Genomic DNA, 23,182 nt, shown 5'->3' with positions numbered 1-23,182 from the left:
GAAAGCGTTTCTCGTCTTTAATCTTACTCCCGGGTCCAGCTTCGTCGTAACGAGTCAAACCGGAGATTTTGTATAAAATCCGGCGGTCGGACCGATCAAGAGGATTCGTTAACCGGCCCTGCTAGCGGAATACGAATCCGAACGACCGTCCCTACATCCTTCTCGCTGCTCACCTCTAACCGCGCTGCCGCTCCGAAATCGGTGTATAGCCTGTCCCGAATATTGGACAGCCCGATTCCTCTCGTTCGGTCCGTGCTCTTAGGCAAGTTGCTCTCCTCCGAGTCCGAGGTATCCATTCCCCTGCCGTTATCCTCGACTTCGAGACACATCTGCGCGTCGTCCCGGTAAGCGCGAACGATGATCTTGCCCTCTTCCCGATCGGAAGGGATGATCCCGTGCACGATGGCATTCTCCACGATCGGCTGCATCGCCATTCTAGGAACGGGTTGACCGAGAAGCGCGTCTTCAAGCTCCCAGATCAGCCGGAAGCGACCGGGATAACGGGTTTGTTGAATAACCGCGTATTTATCGACGATTTGCTTCTCCTCGGCCAGCGATGCCCGAACCGCCCCTTCGCCGGTTTTGATCGTATCCTGCAGAATGCCGATCAGCGCTTGCGTGACTTCAACGACTTGCCCATTGCGGTTAGCGTGCGACAAATAGATGACCGTATTGAGCGTGTTGTACACAAAGTGGGGATTAATCTGCGCCATCAACAGGTCGATCTGCATTTTGCGCTTCGTCTCTTCGTTACGAATCGAAGTATCTACTAGATGACGGAGATCCTCCACCATTCGGTTGAATCCTGCTCCCAATATTTCCAACTCGTCCCCGCTTCGAATTGCGACGCTCGTTCCTAAGTCTCCTACCGCTACCCGCTTCATCGCGTTGGTAAGCCGAATCAAAGGCTTAGTCAGATTGACGATGATCGGCAACATGACGACCAAGGTGACGGCGATGCCGCTTAGAATGATAACGATGTAAAAGTAGAAAATCCGATTGATTTTCTCGAATAGTCTCGACTTCGACAGCAGCGCCGCTTGTTTCCAGTCTTGGTTCATCGTCTCGTCGGTCAGAACGATCCGGTCGGCATCCTCCCGAAACGATTGGCCGGAGCGCAGCGCCTCCTTCATGGATTCTTCGTCCGACGGCTGCAGCTCTTTGCCCGTTGAATACAATAGCGCGTTGGCGCCCGTGAACAGCTCTATTTGCTCGAAGTCCCTCGAGCTTTGAAGGAATACGTTCGACAATTCCGAATAGGCGATGTCGAGGACCAAATAACTGTCGGCAGACGTCTGCTGGCCGATCGGGCGATACTGCAACACGTAGCTGAAAACTTGACGGTTGCCGCTGATGAAGAAGAACGGATGCGGCTCCGAGTAATTCCGGCGCGAATCTTTCATTTTCACGAACCAATCCTGCTTCACGTATTCGGCGAAATAGTCCTCGTACCCGCTATAATTCGAGAACGTCCCCCCGTCCGGACGCACGATTAACACGTTCAGAATAAAGTTGTTAAGCGCAACGAACCGTCCCAGCTTATCTTGAACGGCCTGCTTGCGGAAATATTCGGTTTCGATGTCCGGACCGGCGCGCGCATATACAAGTTCGGTAATCTCCTCGTCCGATACGATATACTCCGCCGTCTTCATGACCTGCTCTTGGACTTTGTTCAGTTGGAACGAGATTTGCGCCAGCTTAGTCCGACTGTCTCGGATCGATTGTTCGCGAATGATGCCCCGTGCATAGTCGTATATGAAAAAACCGCTAACGATTAGCGAGAACGAGACAACGAGCGCCGTACTAAGAATTATTTTGTTGCGGATCTTCATTCGCACGGACGCTCACCTCTGCCTCTCCGTGTATTCAAGCGGGCTCATGCCTTTCGACTTACGGAATACTTGGCTGAAATATTGGCTGTTACGGAAACCCACGCGCTCCGCGATTTCGTACACCTTAAGCTTTCCATCGTCGAGCATAGCCGATGCGCGTTCCATTCGAATATCGGTTAACCGGTCGAGTACCGTCTGGCCAGTCTCCTCCTTGAACATGTGTCGCAGGTAGTCCCGGCTGATTCCGAGCTGCCTTGCAACCGTATCGGTATCGACGGACGCATCGGCATAATGCTTCTCCATGTAATCCAGCGCTTGGCGAACTTTACGGGACATTACGGACTGAACGCTATTGGATGCGTGAAGTACATCCAACTCGGCTGCAAACCAAGCCTGTATACCGTCCAGCGAAGACCATCCCGACGAATCGATCTGCCCCGACGACCACGCCTCCGCAAGCGAAGGCCGGTGAACCGAAGTTCTCACCCTATTTAATGCTGCCGCCAATTGTCTGCAAAGATAGCTGAATCCGGTTATATCTCTCGCTTCAGCCGCTTGCCCGAACAACTCCTTCAATTCCCGCATCGCATCCTCGAGCCGGAATGCGGACAAAGCATCTCTTATCCGGGAGACGCCCTCCTCCCAAGCCCACGAATGCGCGGAAATGTCCTCCTGACGAATCTCGTTTAATCGAAAAGTATGTCTAGGACCGTAGAAGACGGATCGGGATAGCCATCGCATGGCCTCGGCTACCTTACCCGGCACTTCCGTTCTGTCCCTGATTCCATAGGCGATCGCCATGGTCGCCGTGACTCCGGTCATTCGCTCCATCACTCGTCTAGCGGAAACAGCTTTATCCTCGAGCAGCTCCCGTAGCTTTCCCTCTCCTCTGCTGGATTCGTCCGCACCGATCAGGACGAAGTGGCTATCTAGAAACCGTACCGCGAACATCCACTCCCGGCTTCCTCCCTCAGGCCAATCCATTGGCAGTTCCAAGCCATTCGGCAACTCGTCGGACGTGATCCCGCTCATTAAAGGATAGGGGCGATCGGACTGAAGCACGACCAAATGAAGCGCTCCGGACGGCTCGCCGTTATTCCCCGCGCCCGCAAGCGTCCTCCATTGCCCGTCCGTTATCGGCCGGCCTCCGAGCCAGTCTACCAGCAGTCGGCTCAGGTCTCCGTCCCTCTGTCTCCTAACGTTCTCGATCTCCTGCCTCAAGCCGCCCAATTCGCGTTTCAGCGTCTCCGCATCCAGCTCATGCTTAACCCAGTAGTTGGACACGCCAAGCTTGACCGCTTCCTTGGCATATTCGAATTCCTTGTAGGAGGTTAGCAACACGATTCTTGAGACCGTTCCCTGCGCGGCCAACTGTCTGCAAAGCTCCAATCCATCCATCCCGGGCATTACGATGTCTAAGATTGCCAGGTCCGCATGATACTCCCGCGCCAATTCGGGCGCCTTCGAAGGATTCGTAGTCGTACAAACGATCTCGTAGCCGAGTAGCTGCCACGGAACGAGCCGACGTATATGTTCAATCGCGAGAATCTCGTCGTCGACGATCATGACTTTCACTGGTTTCATAGTGCTTGCTCCCTTCCTCGACATGAAAATATCATCCGTCATCCACCCCGTTGTCGTCAAATGTCGATAGCTTATTAAACGAAATCGCCGTATGCACACCACCTTGAACAGTTTACCGATAACCGAAAAAACGGGACAAATCAGAGAATGATTCCTGATTTGTCCCGCTTTGGTGTTCCGTCATTCTTTACTTATTACTTCTGCATAGCCGTAATAATCAATTTCGAGATTTCGGCGCGCGTCACGCTCGACTTCGGATCGTAACGATTGCCGCCTTTGCCGTTGACCAGTCCCAGGGCTTGCGCGCTGCGGATGGAGGCTTGGGCCCAAGTCGATGCTTTGCCGATATCGGCGAAATCCGTTCCGGCCGCAACAGGTATGTCGGCTTTATGTTCATACTGATAGAATCTCAGTAAGATAACCGCCGCTTCCTCGCGGGTGATGATATCGGACGGACGGAATAGACCTTTGTTGCCTTCGATGATGCCAAGCTCGCTTGCCTTGGCAACGTAAGAAGTATAGTACATGCCCGGCTTAATGTCCTTAAACGGATTGGTAGAAACCGGTTTGCCAAAGCCTAGGGCTTTGACGGCCATCACGGCGAAATCCGCACGCGTTACGGCTTTGTTCGGAGCGAAGTGATTCGCATCCACGCCGTCGATAATATGTTTCGCGGCTAGTTTCTGCGTATACGATTCCGCCCAATTTCCTGCCATGTCCACGAAGTTCTTATGATATTCAAGAACCGCGAACTCGGAGAAATGGTTCGTTTCGAAGCTTACCGCCTTACCGACGAACTTGCCGCCCATATACTCGACTTGATCGCCGTTCAGGAAGTAGACTCCGGCATAATCGGGATCCAAGTCTGCAAGCTGCTCGGAAGTCAATGTCCGCTCAACCTTAAGGTCTTCTCCGAATTGGTGCAGTTGAGTTTCTACGCCGTTCTTAGTTGCCACGAGCTGAAGATTAAATACTAGACCCGTTGCGGAGTAATCCTTATTCTGACCGATCGCTCCCGCGATATCGCTCGGGTTTACCGCGTTCTCGGCCGTATCTACCTTAAGCGTCAGGTAATCCGCTCCGTCGGCATTGGCAGGCAAGGCCGTAGCGGGAACCATGAGCGTAAAGTTAGGAGTTACGATCTTCAGGGTGGACTCTTTAAGCCGCGCGGATGCTATGCCTTTGCCGCTTAACTGAAGCTTGAATTGCCCATTGTCGACGGACAATCCGTCCAATTGAATTTCGATAACCGTCGAGGATTTACCGTCGATGGCTTTCACGATGGAATCCTCGTCGACGCTATAGCTTTGATCCGCTAAAGGCTTCACATGGATGACTTTATCGGCCAGAGTAGGAATGACCACTCCGCCTCCAGAGCTCGCCGTCGTGCGGGTAGTAAATTTCCAAATCTCCGACAGTTTGTTACCAGAATTCGCGTCCTCGGCCAGCGCGTACCATTCGTAGGTAGAGTTCGGAGCTAGTCCGCTCCACTGGGCGGATACTTCGCTGCCGCTCTTGACCCCTGGCTTCTTCGCAATCAGTTGGTCCGAGTATACCCTTACGCCTACGTAATCGGTGGCCACTCGTTTCGTTACCGATTCAAGATTCAAGTCGATCGAGAACTCGTCCTTATTCCCGTCAGTCTCGGGATTATAGTAGTTATAATCGTCCAAGTACGGGGAATACGACTTGACGTGGACTTTGTTGTTCGCCATGTCGAATTGCAACAATCGGATATATCCGAGTCCGCCTTCCGGCGCTCCTTGATAATCGGCAAGCATTTGATAGACGGTGCGATCGGTTACGCCGTCGTTGTTGTCGTCGATTTTGTCGGGAAGCAACTGCGAGTTGTGATAATGTCCGGAAAGAACGGCAAACACGTTTTTATTCGGTATGACGACTCTTTCGAATACTTTATCCGCCATCGGCGCGCGAATACCGGATACGAGAAGGTATTCGTGGAAGTTCAGAATCGCTTTGCGATTCGGATACTTGGCCAGGACTTCGTTAATCCAATCGATTTCCTTGTCTCCGTAGCCCCAACCCATATATACGATAATGAAGTCGTTGCCGTTCGAGGAAACCAGATCGTAATGTCCTTTGTTGTTCTCGTAGGATTCGCCGTAAGTAGGCTCGTCCTTGAAACGATCTTCTCCGAAATACTGATTATAGTAACTGTAGTCGTTCGTCTGATGCATGACGTCGTGGTTGCCGGCAAGCACGCCGTAAGGAATGTTGGCTTCTTCGATCACCTTCATGTCCTTGTCGGCTTCTTGCCATTGATAGTCTTGATCGGCATTATCGACGATGTCGCCCGTGTGGATGACGTATTTGATTTTTTCTTTCTCTTTATTGTCGGCGATCCATTTCACGATTCCTTGATAGATGTAAGGATAACTCTTCGAATAATATTGCGTATCCGACATCCAAGCGAACGTGAAGTCGTAATTTTCTTGGCTGATCGGACCAGCCTTCTCCATGGTGATCTCGTCTTGACTGATTGGACTAGCATTCTCCACGGCGATCTCGTCTTGGATCATAACGTGAATTGTCGAACTCTTCGCGTAGTCTCCTGCTTTGACGTCCGCAGTCAGGTCGAAGTCTTCCGTTCCCGCCACTTTCGTATCGAGCGCCTTCCATTTCGACTCCGCAGGGCTCCATGCATACAGAGTCACCTTGCGGCCCTCCAACGATTTGCCCCTCCAGCTGACGTTCACTTTATCCGTCTCTTTCACGGACGGATCGAGGGAAACATCGAACCGTTGATAAGGGAAATTCTCGACGGAATCGTCGACGAGATAGTCGCCGTCGAGCTTGCCGATTTTCGCGTAATCTTCAGCGGCGAAAGGATTTTCCCCGCCCGGGACTTGCTGCTTCGGCGGCTCGGTAGCGGCTGCGCCGCGGAAGCCTGCGAATACGTTCGGAACGTTTGCGTCGTATTTAAAGCCTCTGTAGAACGACACGTCCATATCGTCGCCGGTAGGATCGTTTACTTTAACGGTTAGACCGACGGTGTTGCCGATACTGCTTGCTCCGAAATCGGGCGCAACCAGTTCGGGAGCCAGCGGGTTCTCGTTAGGTACGGTGAATTTCACGGTAGCCGTGCTCGTATTTCCGACTTTATCGTTTGCCGTGACGACGAATACGTGGTCACCTCCGCTCAGTAAGGAGGAAGAGGTAGCGTAAGGCAACTTGATAGCTTTGCCGTCAAGCGTCGCTACGATTTCGGACACTCCGGAAAGCTCGTCGGAAATATCCGCGTTCAACGAGATGGCACCGCGATACTCTTTGCCATCTTCCACGGAAGTCTTAATCGACGGAGCGGTGTTGTCGACGGATACGTTCGCGGTAACGACCGTTTGTCCGTTTACAACGGTTACTTTATGGGTGCCGTCGCCGACTTTCGTTGTATCCCACGCATAAGCTCTGGAAGCAAGCTTACTTGCCGGAACAGAGAAATTGAAATTGAGGAATGGATTCTTCCCGGCTGTGTCGCCCATCTTGATGATCGTGTCCGGGTTCGAATATAAAGGATCGTAAAGTTCCGTGCCATCCGCCAGCACGAGTCGAATATTTTTGATTTCGAAATCGTCTTTGTTTTCCGTCGGGCTATCGTCGAACGGCGACGCCTTCGTACCCGCCCGGATGGAGATGACGTTGCTGCCTTCCTTCAGCCGATCGGCCTGGATCGGAACGGACAGAGTCGTAAAGGTATTGATCGGATCTAGGAAAATCTTAATGATTTCTTCACCCATCGTGACGCCGTTTTTGAAATAATAGTTAACGTTGGTCACATCGAAAGCGAAATACGCGTCTTTTTCAGCGGCGTTGTATAGGGATTCCGTCAGCAACTTATCGTCGATCGAAAGCTGCAGCGTCGACGGGTCGACGCTCTCGCCGGTACCCTTAATGATTTTGTCGCCGAATACGTATTCGCCGTTCGCCAAGTTCAAGCGTAGGGGGCTATGGTCAGATCCTCCCGTTATGTTCATCTTGACCGGATCCGTACGGGTTTCGTTCGTACCATCCGATGCGACGAAGTAGTATTCCACGTAAGCTCTGCCGATGAGGTCCGGAGAGAAGAGCGTGGCGTGATACATCGTATCCGCGAAGCTTTCGGTTAAATTTACTTGCTTATAAACAGTGCTCTTGTCCGTTCTGTAGTAAAGGGTTACCGTACTAACTTGACGATCGTCTTTTACGTCTCCGACGATTTCAAGGTTATCGGACTGCGAAACTTCGGTTTTACCGGTTTGGTCCGAGATGGTCGGTGCGACAGTGTCATCGGTCAGATTCACGGGGACGGCCGGCACTTGAATTGAATCGACCGATCCTGGGGTCGCTTTAGAGAGGCCTGCGCTGTATTGATTCATCTTCGTGATTCCGTTGAAAGGAACCATATAGAAAATACCTTTGTTCTCGACCGTTTCTTCGTCCGTATCATAGTAAGCTCCGGAAATCTCGGTTCCCGTATTGCTTGCTACGATGAGACCGCGCGGACCGCCGTTGGCCATGCCGTCGTTTTTGATTCTAAAAATATCCCGGTCCTCTACCAAGCTGTTATTGCCTGTAAGACCGTAGTTTGTGTTGAAATTCGCGACGGTCAAGGCTGTATTCTGCGAGTTGATGACCCAGAATACGACCGCTTTGCCGGCCGGGATAATAACCGTTTTGTTCGGATCGACAGGCCACAACACGTCGCCGTCCGGACCTTTGTCCGTATAACGGTAGCGAAGCGTGTAGTCTTTGTAATTGATGTCGCGATCCGTATTGTTGTAGACTTCGATAAATTCGTATGCGTCCGCGGTTCCGTCTACTACGTTGGCGGAGTCCGGAACGACTTCGGTGACGAGCAAAGGAGGCGCCTTCTGCGCGTCGAACGAAGGAGTCTTTACCATTACGGTATAGGTATCCGACTTGACAGTTCTAAAGCCATTGCTTGTTTGGATATAATATTGCATCGTTTTTTCGAAGAGCTTGTCTTTGGGAAGGGTTACCGTATAATCGGTGCCGTTCGTAGACTTCATCGCCGTGGATTTAAAGGCCGTCATGTGCTCCGTCTTATAATAGACGACCGCGCTGAGCGATGGTCCTTGCTCCGCATTAAAGATTTGGGCGTTAAAGACAAGATCCTTCATAGCGTCGGCTTCCAGTACCGGTTCATGATTAATAGGAAGTGCTTGACCGTCGAGAATCGGCACGGAATAAACGTCCGTCTTCGCAGTATTAACGCTGTCTTTGGCTTCGACGTAATAATGCAATTGCTGTCCGGTTAGCGCTTCTTTCGGAATATCGACTTTGTAGCTTCCTTCGGCTACGAGCGACAGATAGACCGAAGAATAAACGGAAGCCTCGTCCGCTTTGTAATAAACTGCTGCGGTAACCGAATCGGAGCCGGATGTCATCTCCGCGTTCAAGATTTGCGCGGTGACGGGAAAACTGGAACCGTTAAAGGCTAATTTAGGAGAGTCGTACGTAATGACCGGCGGTTGATTGACGTACTCCGCCGCAGGCGTCACTTGGTAGTCTGCAACGACGCCTGGCGTCGCCTTGTAATTGGCGGCTTGCGGCATTTTAATCATATTTTTGCCGTCCGTCGGGAGACCGTAGAAGATTCCCATGTCCGGCAATGTTTCTTTGTCGTCCCAATAGGATGCGACGACGATTTCCGTTTTGCTCATATCCCGGAAAGCGATGTTGACCGGACTCGCCAATGAACCCGAATTCGCCATTGCTCCGCTGTAGCGGAATAAATTTACGCCTTCTTTAAAATTCGTGCGGAAATTGGCGTTAAATTGATCGACGGTAAGCGCCGCGTTATTAAATACCCAGATAACGCCGGAAGTTTTAGGCGCGAGGATCATGTCCGCGTCTTTATTTTCGGGCGACCAGACCGTGCCATCCGCCGTTCCTTTACGGTAGACGAGTTCGTAATCTTTAAGGTTTATCGGCGCGGTGGAATTGTTATAAACTTCGATAAATTCATAAGCATCCGCAGAGCTTACGTTTGTCGTATCCGGTACGAGCTCGGTAATGAGCAAATTAGGAGCCGCGACCGCGATACCGGCATCGGCGACCGATAAACCTGGTTCTTCGACCGCGGTAACCGGCTCTTCGACCACAATACCCGGTTGTTCAACCGGTTCCGCCGAAACAGGACGATAGGCGGACGAGAGTAATAGTGAAGCGACGGAAAGAATAGAAACCCAACGCTTAAAACTTCTGTTTAACAAGTTATGTGCACGCTCCCTGGATGAGTAGATTAAGCCTTATGTTTTTTTACAAACCGATACGATCCAAAAACCAATAAAATCCGATAAGTCCGACGAGTCCCGAGCCGTAGCGCAGCCAGTCGATTTTGATCGGCAGGCGGCTAAGCCCCCACAGAAGCGGAATGATAACGGCCAATACGGCGAGCTGTCCGATCTCCACGCCGAGATTGAAGGAAAATAACGGAAGCGCCATGTGACCGGATAACGTGCCTCTTAAAATTTCGGCGAATCCGAAGCCGTGCACCAATCCGAACAGCAAAGTAACTCCGACTTGGCTCTTCCGTTCCTTCTTCCATAAGTTCTCGACCGCGACATAGACGATGCTAAGCGCGATCAAGGGTTCGACGATTTTGGGCGAAAGATAGGCAAGCTCGAGGGAAGCTAGAATGAGCGTGATGCAGTGTCCGACCGTAAAAGCGGAAACAAGCTTAACGACGCTCCATTTTTTCTTATTCGATGCAAGCACTAAGCCTAGAAGGAACAACATATGGTCGATACCCGACCAAATGTGCATCATACCCTCCCAGGTGAAATCCTTCAACGTTTTCGTCCAAGAACCCTTCGGTTGCGCGGCGGTATCGACGATGGCCGGTTTCTCGGGTTCGGTCGGCGGAACAGCGGGAGTCTCCGCGGCTGGCGAGGTGTCGGTTGTCCCTTGAAGCTGAATAATATAATTCTCTTTGTTCAGTACTTGCTCTATTGTTTGGTCGCCAAATCGGATCGTCGCATAATTCCGATGAGCCGAATCGATACCGTTGTACCAGAAAAAATCGTATTGCACCAAGTAGCGTTTAACGGGAGCGGCGAAATCGTAGCGAATATCGATGCCGATCATGTCCATGCTGGCCCGCTTAACGTGTTTGGCGCTTTCCACGACTCCCGTTCCGAGCTTACCGTCGCCCGTGACGATAACGCCGTCGTCGACTAGCTTGGTTAGCTCGTCCATGGATTGCGATAATTCCTCGTCGCTGAGCTTCTCGTCACCGTTCTTATCGGCGGGGAAAATTTGCAAGAGGTCATGTTCCGAGAAAATCAGGCTGTACTTTAACGTCTGCGCTTCTACCGTAATGTCGGAATAGCCGGTAGAAGTGAAGTGAGCAGCAGCCGTACCGCCAAAACTTAGCAAGAGCGCAATAGCCGCCATAAAGATCGCGAACGTTGCCTTTCTTGTTCGTACGACGTCTTTGCGCACGGGAAAATTCACACCTTTTTCGTCATTTTTGTCTGTCATGATGTCAGCGAATAAGGCATTTCTCCTTCCGATTACCAACACGCATGCGCCTCTTCGGCGCCATATGTAACGGTTTAGCTTCCTTTCGTGCATAACCGCAAAGAAGCCCGTTATTCCTAGCACGCTTGAGTATAACTGCCTTTTGTAAACGTATTGTTTTCGCATCATCAATTAACGGTAATTTTTCTACATAATTCGATATAAATCGACATATAAACGATTGATTCGACATTTATATACAAATAACAACCTCCCGCGATACTCAAGGAGGCTGTTTCATATTTACATATAGTAGTTAAACCGTAGTAGCGCCTATAATATCCGCCATTTTAAACTGTTCGCCGTCCACGACGAACGTGCGGGTATACGGATCGACTCGTTCGACGACGCCTATGACCGCGCATTCCTCGTATGGATCGTATAAACGAAAATTAGCAGTTATTTGCAAGCCTAGCGACTCCATGAGGACTCGCATAATCTGTTCCCATTCTTGCTCTTCCGGTTTCCTCATCAAAGCTGCACCGCGAGGATTCGATCGACGGACAACGTCCGGAAGCCGCGTTTATTGACGTCGAACACTCTGGCTTTACCGTTGCGAATCGCGAAAAAGTCGACGCGGCGTTGCGAAAATTTCCCGGCAGTGTCTACGTAGATCAAATCGACTCGGCGACCGATGCAACTTTCGATTTCGTTAATCATGTATTAACCCCTCCGTTATAGGAACATTTGTTCTTATTATAACGGGAACGGGAGTTCGCGCACAAGGGGTTATTCTTAATTGTTTTATTTTACCTCGCCAAATATTTGCATGGAGCGAATGAATGCGGCACTTCCTTGCAGCATTACATAACCCGATCGCACGAATAAACCCTCGCCGCCGGCGAGGGTTATCGTCATTCTTTGATGCTATTACAGGCCTTCGTTCGTGGCCTCTGTATCTAGGCCTTCCATATCTTCCATTCCTCCGAACAGACCGCCCAATTGCTCTTGGAGCTGTTCAAACGTAACGATGGCGTCGCCTGTCGGTTCGTTGTTCTCGAACTTCGGCTCTTCATTGATACCCGTCATTTGCGATACCACTTTAATGCCAATGTTACCGGTCAAATCTGTTGATTCGATCGCTGCTTTGATCGTTGCGTCCGAATAAACCGGGAATTCTTTTTTATCGATTCCGATAGTCGACTTAATGTCTAGAGATTTAAGCTCTTTTTTAATCTCGGCCAGCGCTTCGGAAACCTCGCCGTCCTTCACTTCGCTAAGCTTAGTCTTAGCTGTATCCAGATCTTCTTGCTTTAGTTGAAGCATGTCGCGGTATTCTTGATTATTGCTTAATAAATCGATGACTTCCGGAGCGATCTTCTCGAGAATGATATTGAAGAGCGGCTCAATCTGAGACTGGTCCATATGGAATTGAACGACTTGCTTCGCATCCACTTCTTCCGGCAACCCGGCGTCCTTCGCTTTCAATTCAGTCAAATAATCCTCTTCGTCAATGTGCTTAAACACGATTCCCGTAACGTCGTTAACGAGTTTCTGCGACTTGGCGATATCCGTCGTAGGCATTGTTTGCCCGGCTTGCTCCGCAAGCTCATCCAGATCGAGCTCAAGGAATTTACCGATAATGTCTTCCGGAATCGGCAACATCGGAATATTCGGAATCTTAATCCACGTTTTCTTCTCCGTCATCAAGATCGGAACGTTGAACGTAATAGCTAGGTCGCCTTTCAAGGCCAGTTGAAGATTCACTTCTATCAGCCTTGGATCGGCGCGATAGGCTCCGGTCCAAGACAGCTCGGCGCTTTTCAGCATGTTGATCACGGCAGTCGCTTGGCTATCGGTCATCTCGTCGTCGGGGAAGTTGAAATCCTCGATTTTCATGCTGCCCTTAAAATTATAAGATTTAATATCGGATGATTTCGATAAAGACGCCGTCAACGCATCTTTAGGCGACTTGTCTTTCGTGCAGCCGCTTAACACCATCGCTGTCATCAGCATGACGGCTAAGAATGCGAAGCTTAATTTTCTCTTTAACAAGTTGTAAGAACCCCTTCCCAAGTAAATGAACTAAAAATCAAGCAAAGTTCATTGTATCTCAATTCCGCATCAGCGAAAAGACTTTCTTTGTTAAATTTTTGCTAAAATACGTTAATTCCCGTAACTAATGTTAATGAATGTCTTTCTTCTTGAATCTCCCACCTTTTACATCGTGGATATTCCCTACCGCAAGAAAAGCACTCGGATCCATCTCGGTAACGATCGACTTTAACTTTGCTTCTTCCAGACGGGTAATGACGCAGAAAATCACTTTCTTCTGATCTCCGGAACCGCCTTCTCCATGTAGCAGCGTCGTGCCCCGTCCAAGACGGGCATATATCGTATCGCTGATTTCCTTGTGATGCTCGCTAATGATCCAGCAAGATTTCGATTCGTCGAATCCCTCGATAGTAAGATCGATGACCTTAAAAGCGATATAATAAGCGATCAACGAGAACATTGCGCGATCCCAGCTGTAAACGAACCCCGCGCTTCCTAGAATGAACAGGTTTATGAACATAACCGTCTGTCCGACGGAAAACGGAGATTTGCGGTTAATCAGAATAGCTACGATCTCCGTACCATCCAAGGATCCGCCCGCTCGAATGACGATACCCGTACCTGCTCCCAAGAATATGCCTCCGAATACGGCTGCCAAGAAAATATCGTCCGTAAAAGGTTTGACGGGGTGCAGGAGCGTCGTTGCAATGGATAAGACGATAACGCCTAGCAGAGTGGATAACGCGAATGTCTTGCCAATGGTTCGATAACCTAGAATGAGGAACGGAACGTTGAGGAGAAATAAGAAGATACCGACCGGAATGTCCGACAAGTACGAGGACATGATGGAAATACCCGTAATTCCACCATCGATAATGGAGTTGTTAATGAGGAAAATTTCCAAAGCCACCGCGACAAGAATGGCACCTACAATGATGAAGAAAGTACGTCGTGCGACTTCGAAGGGGGTTTGCTTGTGATGGCGGATCGGTTGAATGGTGCCTGGCGGCGCATGCGTTGTTACATCGGTCATAGACAAGTCCTCCTTTATTAAGTTAATTTAATTATACCAATGTATATACTGGGGGTAAACCTAACCAGGCGGTATAATATCGATTAATTAGTCAATATTTTGACTTTTTTTTCACAATAAAAAATCCCGGCTAAACACCGGGACCTGTTATTCTATCTTGTTAGCCTTCCGCGTTATTATGCCTGGTGTGATTCCGGTTTTTCACGCTCTTCGAGCCGGACAACGGTTCGACCGGCTGTTGGTCTACATCGGAATTCCGGGATTTATGATCCGACGGCTGCGGAACCGATTGCGTCTTAGGTTTGCTCAATTGAGGATCCCCCTACGATTTGAAATGCTTCAAATCCGTTTTTTTATCATGATTCAGCGCGTCTTGGTGTCGTCGGTCGTTCTTGTCCTGCTGCAGTTGCTGCGCTTGATGCGAATTAACCGGAGCCTGCTCTAGGTCCTCCGCCACGTTGCTTAAGTTTTTATCCGCAAAGCCATTAGAATCGGACAACGGGTTAGCCTCCTTCTAAGGATGTGTATAATGATGCAATGCTTGTGCGGTTTCATGCAGATGGCGTCGATAGTCTACGATCAGCTCTTGCATGATATCGGTTCGTTCATCGACCGATTGTCCGTCCTTCTCCACGTCGGTAAGCTGTATATCGATCTCGCGAGCATCGACGTATTGAACCGCGAAGTCGAATTCCAACATCTGATGTCCCGCCGTCTTAATGTTGACCCGCAGAGTACGCGGATCCGCCTCGTCGGCCAGCACCTCTGCTTTATCGCCGCCGCTCAATCGTTCCGGCAACGTTTGCTGCCAGGCTTCGGCCAAGTCTTCCCGAGGAACGCTCAGTTCATCATTGCTTGACATCATGATCACCTCCACCTTCGTTAGGTTGACCCATTGTCCCTTTCTTATGCGGCTCGTTCGATCTTGTTTGCATGCATCAAAAAACCGCCCCCGTGAATAGGATCGGTTGCTAATGGCGTGATTATGGCGGAGAGGGTGGGATTCGCTCCGTCGCACCATGACCGTATGCACGGTCATGGTAATGCGACTATCACGCCGGGGCCGTAATCGCAAAAAACCGATTCCTAATTTACAGGAATCGGTTGAATATGCTCATATGGCGGAGAGGGTGGGATTCGCTCCGTCGCACCATGACCGTATACACGGTCATGGTATTGCGACTATCACGCCGGGGCCTACGAACATGCCCTTTGGCATGTTCGCTTAACGGCCCGTTCGAATCCCACTGCCACCCAACAAAAAACGACCCCTAAGGGTCGTTGACTTTTTTGTTGGATGGCGGAGAGGGTGGGATTCGAACCCACGTGAGCTTGCACTCTAACGGTTTTCAAGACCGCCCCGTTATGACCGCTTCGGTACCTCTCCACGACTGGCAGACGACTCACCCGCGAAAGGCTCGAACGATACTGCCAAGATATCATATCACAGGCTATAGGGTAACATCAACCCCTGCGCGGAACTATAAACTCGATACCGCCCATATAAGGTTTCAACGCTTCCGGCACCTTAATGGAACCGTCCGCTTGCTGATAATTTTCCATAATAGCCGCGACCGTACGCCCTAGAGCCAATCCCGAACCATTCAGAGTGTGCACGAATTCCGGCTTCGCGCCGTTCTCGGGGCGATACCGAATTCCGGCCCTGCGAGCTTGGAAATCCTCGAAATTCGTACAGGAAGAGATTTCGCGATACGTTCCCGCGCTTGGCAGCCACACTTCTAAGTCGTACGTTTTCGCCGATCCGAAGCCCATGTCCCCCGTGCAGAGCGCCAATACGCGGTAAGGTAATTCGAGCAATTGCAATACCCGTTCCGCATGTCCGGTCAGTTGCTCTAATACCTCGTACGACTTGTCCGGCGCAACCAACTGCACCAGCTCCACTTTATTGAATTGATGCTGGCGAATCAATCCGCGCGTATCGCGTCCCGAGGCTCCGGCTTCGGAGCGGAAACACGCGCTGAACGCAACGAATGCCTTAGGCAACGCGTCCGCTGACAGAATTTCTTCGCGATGGAAATTGGTAACCGGCACTTCCGCGGTCGGAATGAGGAAATACTCCGTGCCTTCGATCTTGAACAAGTCTTCTTCGAACTTTGGAAGCTGCGAGGTCCCTACCAAGCTATCCCGATTAACGATGTACGGCGGAAGGATTTCTTCATAGCCATGCTTATCGGAGTGCAGGTCCATCATGAAATTGATCAAAGCCCGTTCCAGACGTGCGCCCAAGCCCTTGTAGAAGACGAACCGGGAACCCGTTACTTTAGCGGCCGCTTCGAAATCCAAGATGCCCAGATCGGTCCCGAGCTCCCAGTGCGGTTTCAAATCGAATTCGAAGGACGTTGGTTGCCCCACGCGACGCAGTTCCACATTGTCGTCTTCCGATGCCCCTACCGGCACGCTATCGTGCGGGACGTTAGGAATAGACAACAGTAGTGTATCCATTTCCGCCTCAAGCTCGCGTACCTCATCGTCCAATAGCTTAATTCTATCGTTCACGTTGCGCATTTCCGCGATTAAGTCATCCGCGTTCTCGCCGCTTCTCTTCAGCTTGGCGACATCCTGCGACACGACGTTCCGGCGATTCTTGAGCGACTCGCTTTCCGTCAACTTTTCCCGACGGCTGACGTCCAATTGCGGGAAAGCGGATATGAGATCTAAAGATGCGTTGCGGTTATTTAAAGCCTGCGCAACCTTATCGTATTCGTTACGAAGCAATTTAACGTCCAACATGGGTTTGTCCCCTTTCCTGGGCCATACGAATGAACAGTTCGTGCAATCTATAGTCGTCGGTAAGCTCCGGGTGATAAGACGAAGCCAGCAGGTTCCCCTGTTTTGCGGTAACGATCTCTCCCTTGTACATGGACAGAACGTCTACCTCTTCCCCCACCTCTTTAATCAGCGGCGCACGAATGAATACAGCCCTAAGAGGCGTATCGATTCCTTTAACGTCCAGGTCCGTCTCGAAGCTTTCCCGTTGACGTCCGAAAGCGTTACGCGCCACGGTCATATCCATTAAGCCCAAGTGAGGCTCCTCCGAGCCTTCCAATCGCTCCGCCAATACGATTAATCCCGCGCAAGTTCCGAATATGGGGTTTCCTTGTTTCGAATAATCCCGAATCGCATCGACGAAGCCATACTTACGCATTAGCTTCCCGATCGTCGTGCTCTCCCCGCCCGGGATGATAAGACCATCAATTTCGGCCAACTGCTCAACCCGTTTGACCGCGATACCCGAAGCTCCCGCTAGCTCGATGCTACGAATATGTTCGGCGACAGCCCCTTGCAGCGCCAATACTCCGATAATCATGCGTCTTCCTTCTTCCCCGCGCTAGTTATAAATCTCAAGCGGCCTCCGCCCGGCATGAGGTTATGCCGAATGGAAGCCGCTCGTAGGGTAACCTCGTTTAGATGAATTTTACAGTCCGCGATCTTGCATCCGTTCGGAGGAATGCAATTGCTTAATGTCGATCCCTTTCATCGCTTCGCCCAGATCCTTGGATACGCGGGCGATCAATGCGTAATCTTCGTAGTGGGTCGTCGCTTCGACGATCGCGCGAGCGAATTTCTCCGGATTGTCGGATTTGAAAATACCGGAACCCACGAATACGCCATCTGCGCCCAAATGCATCATCAACGCGGCATCCGATGGAGTTGCCACTCCGCCGGCAGCGAAGTTAACGACCGGTAGACGTCCAGAAGTATGAACATTCAGCAACAAATCATAGTTAACGCCAAGGACTTTAGCTTCATGGAACAGCTCGTCCTTCGACAAGTTTTGAATTCTGCGGACTTGTCCGGTAATAATCCGCATATGGCGGACAGCTTCGACGATATTGCCAGTTCCGGGCTCGCCTTTCGTCCGAAGCATGGAAGCCCCTTCTTGAATCCGGCGCAATGCTTCGCCTAAGTCTTTGGCGCCGCAGACAAACGGAATCGTGAACAGGGATTTGTCGATATGGTAAACTTCGTCGGCCGGCGTAAGCACTTCGCTCTCGTCGATGTAATCGACGCCGAGGGATTCCAGTACTCTCGCTTCAACGTAATGTCCGATACGAGCTTTCGCCATAACCGGAATACTGACGACTTTCATGACGTCCTCGACTAGCTCGGGATTCGCCATACGCGCTACGCCGCCTGCCGCGCGAATGTCGGACGGTACTCTCTCCAACGCCATAACTGCCGTTGCGCCAGCAGCTTCCGCGATTTTAGCTTGCTCCGCGCTCATGACGTCCATAATGACGCCGCCTTTTTGCATTTCGGCCATGCCGCGTTTAACTCTCGATGTTCCTGTTTCCATTATTTTTAAGCCTCCCGAAGATTCTAAACATAAATTTTACAGCAAGAATGTGTAATAGGCAACCAGTTATGTCGGGATCAAGTAAAACGGATTCGCCGTCCTTACGGACGGCATTAAACGCTTGTATCGTTTAGAAAAGATCTACGATCCCTTGGAACAATCCGGAGAAGAAATTGCCTATCGCGCGGAACATCAATCTCCACCAGCTTGCTTTGCTAACGTCGTCCGAGGCAATCAGATCAATAGTGATCGTCTTGTCTTGTTGAGTCGAGGGATCTTTATATTTGTAAGTGGCGGTTCCCACTTTATCGCCAAGCTTGATCGGAGCGACTAACGGATCCTGAGCACTCTTCACTTCTTCCACGGTCGGAGTCACGGTTTGGCCTTTAGGAATCAGTACCGTAATATCCGTAGCCGTTACGACGGGCACCTTCGTGGATTTACCTTTTTTAACTTTCAGCGTTTCGTATTCGGGTACGGAGGCTTTCGCTTCCAGAATCGTTTTCTTCTCGAAGTTGTTGAAGCCGTAATCGAACAGCTTGGCTGTTTCCAAGAAACGTTTGCCGTCGTTCGTGTCTCCCGGAACTCCCATAACGACCGCTATCAGACGCGTGCCATTCCGTATCGCCGTTCCCGTGAAGCAGTTGCCCGCTTTGGAGGTATGTCCCGTTTTCAACCCGTCTACGCCAGGGTAAGCGAACTTCCTGAAGTTGGGAACATCTTTATTGCTTTCCAGCATCCAGTTCCAGTTCGTGATCGGTTCCTTGTCTCTCGGACGGAATTTATAGGACTGGATCTTTGCGGTATCCAGAAATTCCGGCTCTTCCTTCAAGATATGATAGGCCAGGATTGCGGAATCCTTGGCTGACATGACCGTCTCGCCCGCCGACTCGCCCGGTCTGTACTTCTCCGGCATATCTGCCCGGTCAAGTCCGGTCGAATTGACGAAATGCGATGTAGACATACCGAGCTCGACGGCGGTATCATTCATCATCTTGACGAAATTTTCTTCGGATCCGCCAACGGTATCGGCCAATTGCGCCGTGGCATCGTTAGCCGAACCTACTGCCATCGCGATATAAAGTTCCTTAATCGTATGTTTATCGCCCTCTGCAAGGAATATGCGGCTGCCTATTTGGCTAGCGGCGTTCTCGGTTACGGACACCGTTTCATCCCATGAGAGAGTACCTTGTTTAACGGCTTTGGATACTAAGTATTCCGTCATCATTTTCGACATGCTTGCCGGAGGTTTAGGATCGTCCCCATTGAGTTGATACAGAACTTGGCCGCTTTCGGCGTCCATTAAAATAGCAGATTCGGCATCCAGTTGCGGTGCTCCGGCAATCTCATCGGCTGCCGATGCCATAGAGGATACTCCGAATAGAAATATGAGGCTAATGAGAACGACAACGGCGACGAACCGCTTCGAGATGATAGCTTTTGGCAATGTCAGTAGATGATGGCGATTCAACGTATTCTCTCCTTTTTCGATAAAATAGCTTCGACCTATTGTACCATACGACTCCGAAAAGGAAAAAGCCGAAGGTCAGATGTCCCTGACCCTCGGCTCTTCTATTCGCATTAAACCCTGCAGGTTTACAAAGAGTAATTGGGTGCTTCCTTTGTAATTTGCACGTCATGCGGATGGCTCTCACGCAGCCCCGCACCCGTGATCCGTACGAATTGCGTATCGTTCTTTAATTCTTCAATGGACGACGTTCCGCAATATCCCATACCCGAACGCAAACCGCCGAGCAATTGATGAATCGTGTCCTTCAACGGACCTTTGTAAGCAACACGGCCTTCGATTCCTTCCGGAACAAGCTTGCTCTCGTTCTCCTGGAAGTAACGGTCCTTACTGCCTTCTTTCATGGCTCCGATGGAACCCATGCCGCGATATGACTTGTACCGACGGCCTTGGTAAATCTCGGATTCGCCCGGGCTTTCTTCCGTTCCCGCGAACAGACTGCCCAACATGACGCAGCTCGCACCGGCCGCGATAGCCTTCGTGATATCGCCCGAGTACTTGATTCCGCCATCGGCGATGACTGGAATATTGTATTCGCGCGCAACCGACGCGCAATCGTAAATAGCCGTTATCTGCGGTACGCCGATACCGGCCACGATTCTCGTCGTACAAATGGAGCCCGGTCCGATTCCTACCTTAACGACGGATGCGCCTGCTTCGATAAGATCGCGAGTCGCTTCTCCCGTTGCTACGTTACCGGCGATAATGGTCAAATCCGGGTATTTCTCCCGCAGCTTGCGTACCATGGATACGATATCGATATGATGGCCGTGCGCCGAGTCTACGACTAGAACGTCAATGCTTGCTTGTACCAATGCTTCCGTACGTTCGACAGTATCCTTCGACACGCCAACCGCGGCGCCGACAAGCAGACGACCATGGCTGTCTTTAGCCGCGTTGGGGAATTGGATCGCTTTCTCGATATCTTTAATCGTGATGAGACCTTTAAGCGTGTTCGTCTCGTCCACGAGCGGTAATTTTTCGATTTTATGACGTTGCAGAATACCTTCCGCTTGCTGAAGCGTCGTTCCGACGGGCGCGGTAACTAGGTTCTCGTGCGTCATGACATCTTTGATTTTAATGGAAAAGTCATGTACGAAACGAAGATCGCGGTTAGTAAGAATTCCCACTAATTTTCCGTCTTCATTCACGATAGGAACGCCGGAAATCCGGTATTTACCCATCAGTTCTTCCGCGTCGTATACGTGATGTTCTGGCGTTAAGGAAAAAGGATTGGTAATGACTCCGCTCTCCGACCGCTTAACGCGATCCACCTCTTCTGCTTGCTGGGCAACGGACATGTTCTTGTGAATGATACCGATTCCGCCCTCGCGGGCGATCGCGATCGCCAAAGCCGCCTCCGTGACCGTATCCATCCCCGCGCTGATCACCGGTATGTTGAGCTTCACCGAAGGACTAAGTACGGTTGAGACGTCTACATCCCGAGGAAGAATTGAAGATTTACGGGGAACGAGTAGTACGTCATCAAATGTAAGTCCTTCTTTGGCGAATTTCGTTTGCCACACTGCTAAATACCCCCTTTGCCGGATGCTTATCCGGTTAATGTCTCCGATTGATTATCGTCAATCTTAGCAGAGGCATCATGGGCTGTCAAGCACAATCGAAAGTTCGGGAAGCCGCATCATATAAGCGTTTCTTAGCCAAATGTACCCATTTTAGGTTGTGAATTTGGGGTAGCGGTTGGACGAATTCCAGATCATGTAGGAGGTAATTCCCGCATTTCTCGCCGCTACGATTTGTTCGCGAATTTGTTGCGCCCCGTATTTCTGATGAGGGTGAATCCATCCGGCGGTAAAGCCTTGCAACCATGGGCGGACCTTCGCCGTGGCGAATCCCTTCTCGTTCAGCTTCTTATTTTGCTTAATCGTATCCTGAATAGCATGGGTTATGATGGTTCCCGGGCTCAGATCCGGATTCCGGATTCCCCACATTCCTTTGGAGTAGTGCGACGGGTAGATCATCGGAGAAATGACATCCACCTCTCTTGCAATGGAGGTCCACTTCTGCCCGATGCCCAAATCATCGTTGGAGGATCCCACGATCCCGAAGACGTCCGCGGACACCTTTACGCCATACTTGTGCATGCGCAGAGTCGCACGATGAAGAAATTTTCGGATCGCCTCTTCCTTCGTCCACCCTTGAGAGTTGGCGTAAGCGACTTCCCGATCTACTTTAGCCGCATTCTCTGGAAAACGCACGTAATCATACTGTACCTCGTCAAATCCAATTTTTGCGGCTTGTTCTGCAAGAGCTAGAGGATATTCCCAGGCTTCTTGTTTGAACGGATCAATCCATGGCGTACCGTTGCGCTCTCTCCATAACTTTCCGTTTTTACGTTTTAACGCCCAAGCCGGCACCGCTTCTACGAGCGTCGGATTCTTAAAGGTCACGATTCGTGCTATCAAGTAAATGTTCTTCTGCTTAAGCTGTTTGATTACCTGCTGAAAATGTTGGGATGACTTCTTATTCGATATTGTCAGCTTGGAGTAGTCGTTTTTATTTCCAGTGCGGCTAGGGGAGGACAATGCTACCCCGCTATTAATGTCCAGCACCACAGCGTTAAGCTCCGTCTCGTTCAAGAGATTGATCAGCTCTTTCATCCTTCCGCTGTTAGCCACGTGCGCAGATACGTAGATTGCGCGAACAGGCTTCTTCACGGGCATCAAGGAAACCGGAATAACATCTTCGTTATTTTTCTTCTCCTGAGACTGCAGAATCATTGTTCGCTTGTCCGCATCCTGCTGTGCGTATTTCCGGGTCAATTGATCCTGGCTCTTCTTGAGCTCCGCTCGGGAGTCGATTCCGCATCCAACCAACGAACACATGGTCGAGAATAACAAAGCTGCCGTTCCGATTATTCCCATGCTTCGATACATTACCATAAGAAACGCCTCCAAATACAGAGTAACGTTATTGTTAACATCGGAAGCATTTGTGCAGCGTTAGAGTTTATGGGAGTAAAGGTGGATTATAGCTTCGCGGGATTTATTTGGAATCTTTAACTTGGAAAATAACGAAAAGCTCATTAGACTACCGACCAAAAGCGCATGTTTCCACTATTTAGCGAATTGCGGTACCGTTATTGGGACTGTTTGCTCTCTGGATTGTTAAACAAACAAAAAAAGCACCCTTAATATAGGGAGCTCGAATTTGCGCGTAAATAGGCTCATGCCTTGAAAACTGGATGCGAAGCAAGCAAAGGTGAAGAGATGCTGAGGATCATTTGCCTTACTGTGTCCATTCGTTAGGATAAGCCCTCGACCGATTAGTACTCGTCAGCTGCACACGTTACCGCGCTTCCACCCCGAGCCTATCAACCTGGTGTTCTT

17 protein-coding genes, 1 tRNA gene and 1 rRNA gene are annotated in these 23,182 nt (G+C 50.5%); all 19 read right to left on the bottom strand.

Translation table 11 applies throughout. From position 1 onward, the window contains the following. Nucleotides 1-95: 95 nt before the first annotated feature. Entirely contained in the window at nt 96-1,832 is a 1,737-nt protein-coding gene (locus tag DFP95_RS25260; RefSeq protein ID WP_245987963.1) for a sensor histidine kinase, read from the bottom strand. 12 nt (nt 1,833-1,844) lie between these two features. After that, the gene (locus DFP95_RS25255; RefSeq protein ID WP_181907602.1) at nt 1,845-3,416 is read right to left on the bottom strand and encodes a response regulator; all 1,572 of its coding nucleotides are present in this window, start codon (nt 3,414-3,416) and stop codon (nt 1,845-1,847) included. Nucleotides 3,417-3,610: 194 nt separating this feature from the next. Next, on the bottom strand, nt 3,611-9,649 hold the full coding sequence (locus DFP95_RS25250; RefSeq protein ID WP_115995457.1) for an S-layer homology domain-containing protein: 6,039 nt from the start codon (nt 9,647-9,649) through the stop codon (nt 3,611-3,613). 46 nt (nt 9,650-9,695) lie between these two features. Then, nucleotides 9,696-10,961: a HupE/UreJ family protein gene (locus DFP95_RS25245; RefSeq protein WP_181907601.1), complete on the bottom strand. Its 1,266-nt coding sequence runs from the start codon at nt 10,959-10,961 to the stop codon at nt 9,696-9,698. 253 nt (nt 10,962-11,214) lie between these two features. Next, nucleotides 11,215-11,430: a YolD-like family protein gene (locus DFP95_RS25240; protein ID WP_115995455.1), complete on the bottom strand. Its 216-nt coding sequence runs from the start codon at nt 11,428-11,430 to the stop codon at nt 11,215-11,217. Beyond that, complete coding sequence (locus DFP95_RS25235) at nt 11,430-11,618, bottom strand: hypothetical protein (RefSeq protein WP_115995454.1); 189 nt, start codon at nt 11,616-11,618, stop codon at nt 11,430-11,432. The genes DFP95_RS25240 and DFP95_RS25235 overlap by 1 nt, the downstream gene beginning before the upstream one ends. Before the next feature lie 210 nt (nt 11,619-11,828). Next, a complete protein-coding gene (locus DFP95_RS25230) occupies nt 11,829-12,953 on the bottom strand; it encodes a hypothetical protein (protein ID WP_115995453.1) in 1,125 nt (374 codons plus the stop codon). Nucleotides 12,954-13,083: 130 nt separating this feature from the next. Continuing rightward, complete coding sequence (locus tag DFP95_RS25225; protein WP_115995452.1) at nt 13,084-13,986, bottom strand: YitT family protein; 903 nt, start codon at nt 13,984-13,986, stop codon at nt 13,084-13,086. 160 nt (nt 13,987-14,146) lie between these two features. Beyond that, nucleotides 14,147-14,296, bottom strand: coding sequence for a small acid-soluble spore protein P (locus DFP95_RS25220; protein ID WP_115995451.1), 150 nt, complete (start codon nt 14,294-14,296; stop codon nt 14,147-14,149). Nucleotides 14,297-14,308: 12 nt separating this feature from the next. Further along, entirely contained in the window at nt 14,309-14,485 is a 177-nt protein-coding gene (locus tag DFP95_RS29050; protein ID WP_181907600.1) for a hypothetical protein, read from the bottom strand. Between the two features lie 15 nt (nt 14,486-14,500). Further along, nucleotides 14,501-14,848 carry a hypothetical protein gene (locus tag DFP95_RS25215; protein WP_181907606.1) on the bottom strand — a complete coding sequence of 116 codons (348 nt, stop codon included), beginning with the start codon at nt 14,846-14,848 and terminating at the stop codon, nt 14,501-14,503. Between the two features lie 436 nt (nt 14,849-15,284). Further along, nucleotides 15,285-15,373: transfer RNA gene (locus DFP95_RS25210), tRNA-Ser, on the bottom strand. A 77-nt stretch (nt 15,374-15,450) separates the two neighbouring features. Continuing rightward, nucleotides 15,451-16,737 carry a serine--tRNA ligase gene (gene serS / locus DFP95_RS25205; RefSeq protein WP_115995449.1) on the bottom strand — a complete coding sequence of 429 codons (1,287 nt, stop codon included), beginning with the start codon at nt 16,735-16,737 and terminating at the stop codon, nt 15,451-15,453. After that, complete coding sequence (gene pdxT / locus DFP95_RS25200) at nt 16,724-17,314, bottom strand: pyridoxal 5'-phosphate synthase glutaminase subunit PdxT (protein WP_115995448.1); 591 nt, start codon at nt 17,312-17,314, stop codon at nt 16,724-16,726. Before pdxT ends, serS begins: the two co-directional genes overlap by 14 nt. 108 nt (nt 17,315-17,422) lie before the next feature. Beyond that, on the bottom strand, nt 17,423-18,307 hold the full coding sequence (pdxS, locus tag DFP95_RS25195) for a pyridoxal 5'-phosphate synthase lyase subunit PdxS (RefSeq protein ID WP_220376467.1): 885 nt from the start codon (nt 18,305-18,307) through the stop codon (nt 17,423-17,425). Between the two features lie 127 nt (nt 18,308-18,434). Next, the gene (locus tag DFP95_RS25190) at nt 18,435-19,775 is read right to left on the bottom strand and encodes a D-alanyl-D-alanine carboxypeptidase family protein (RefSeq protein ID WP_245987957.1); all 1,341 of its coding nucleotides are present in this window, start codon (nt 19,773-19,775) and stop codon (nt 18,435-18,437) included. Nucleotides 19,776-19,900: 125 nt separating this feature from the next. Then, nucleotides 19,901-21,358, bottom strand: coding sequence for an IMP dehydrogenase (guaB, locus tag DFP95_RS25185; protein WP_115995446.1), 1,458 nt, complete (start codon nt 21,356-21,358; stop codon nt 19,901-19,903). Nucleotides 21,359-21,508: 150 nt separating this feature from the next. Next, nucleotides 21,509-22,735 carry a putative glycoside hydrolase gene (locus tag DFP95_RS25180; RefSeq protein ID WP_115995445.1) on the bottom strand — a complete coding sequence of 409 codons (1,227 nt, stop codon included), beginning with the start codon at nt 22,733-22,735 and terminating at the stop codon, nt 21,509-21,511. 363 nt (nt 22,736-23,098) lie between these two features. Then, a 23S ribosomal RNA gene (locus DFP95_RS25175) occupies nt 23,099-23,182 on the bottom strand; the annotation flags it as partial.

It is taken from the genome of Cohnella lupini (assembly GCF_003386205.1).
In the GTDB taxonomy this organism is placed as follows: domain Bacteria; phylum Bacillota; class Bacilli; order Paenibacillales; family Paenibacillaceae; genus Cohnella; species Cohnella lupini.
The sequence above is the reverse complement of the archived record's forward strand: the minus strand, read 5'-3'. Positions and strand labels throughout refer to the sequence as shown.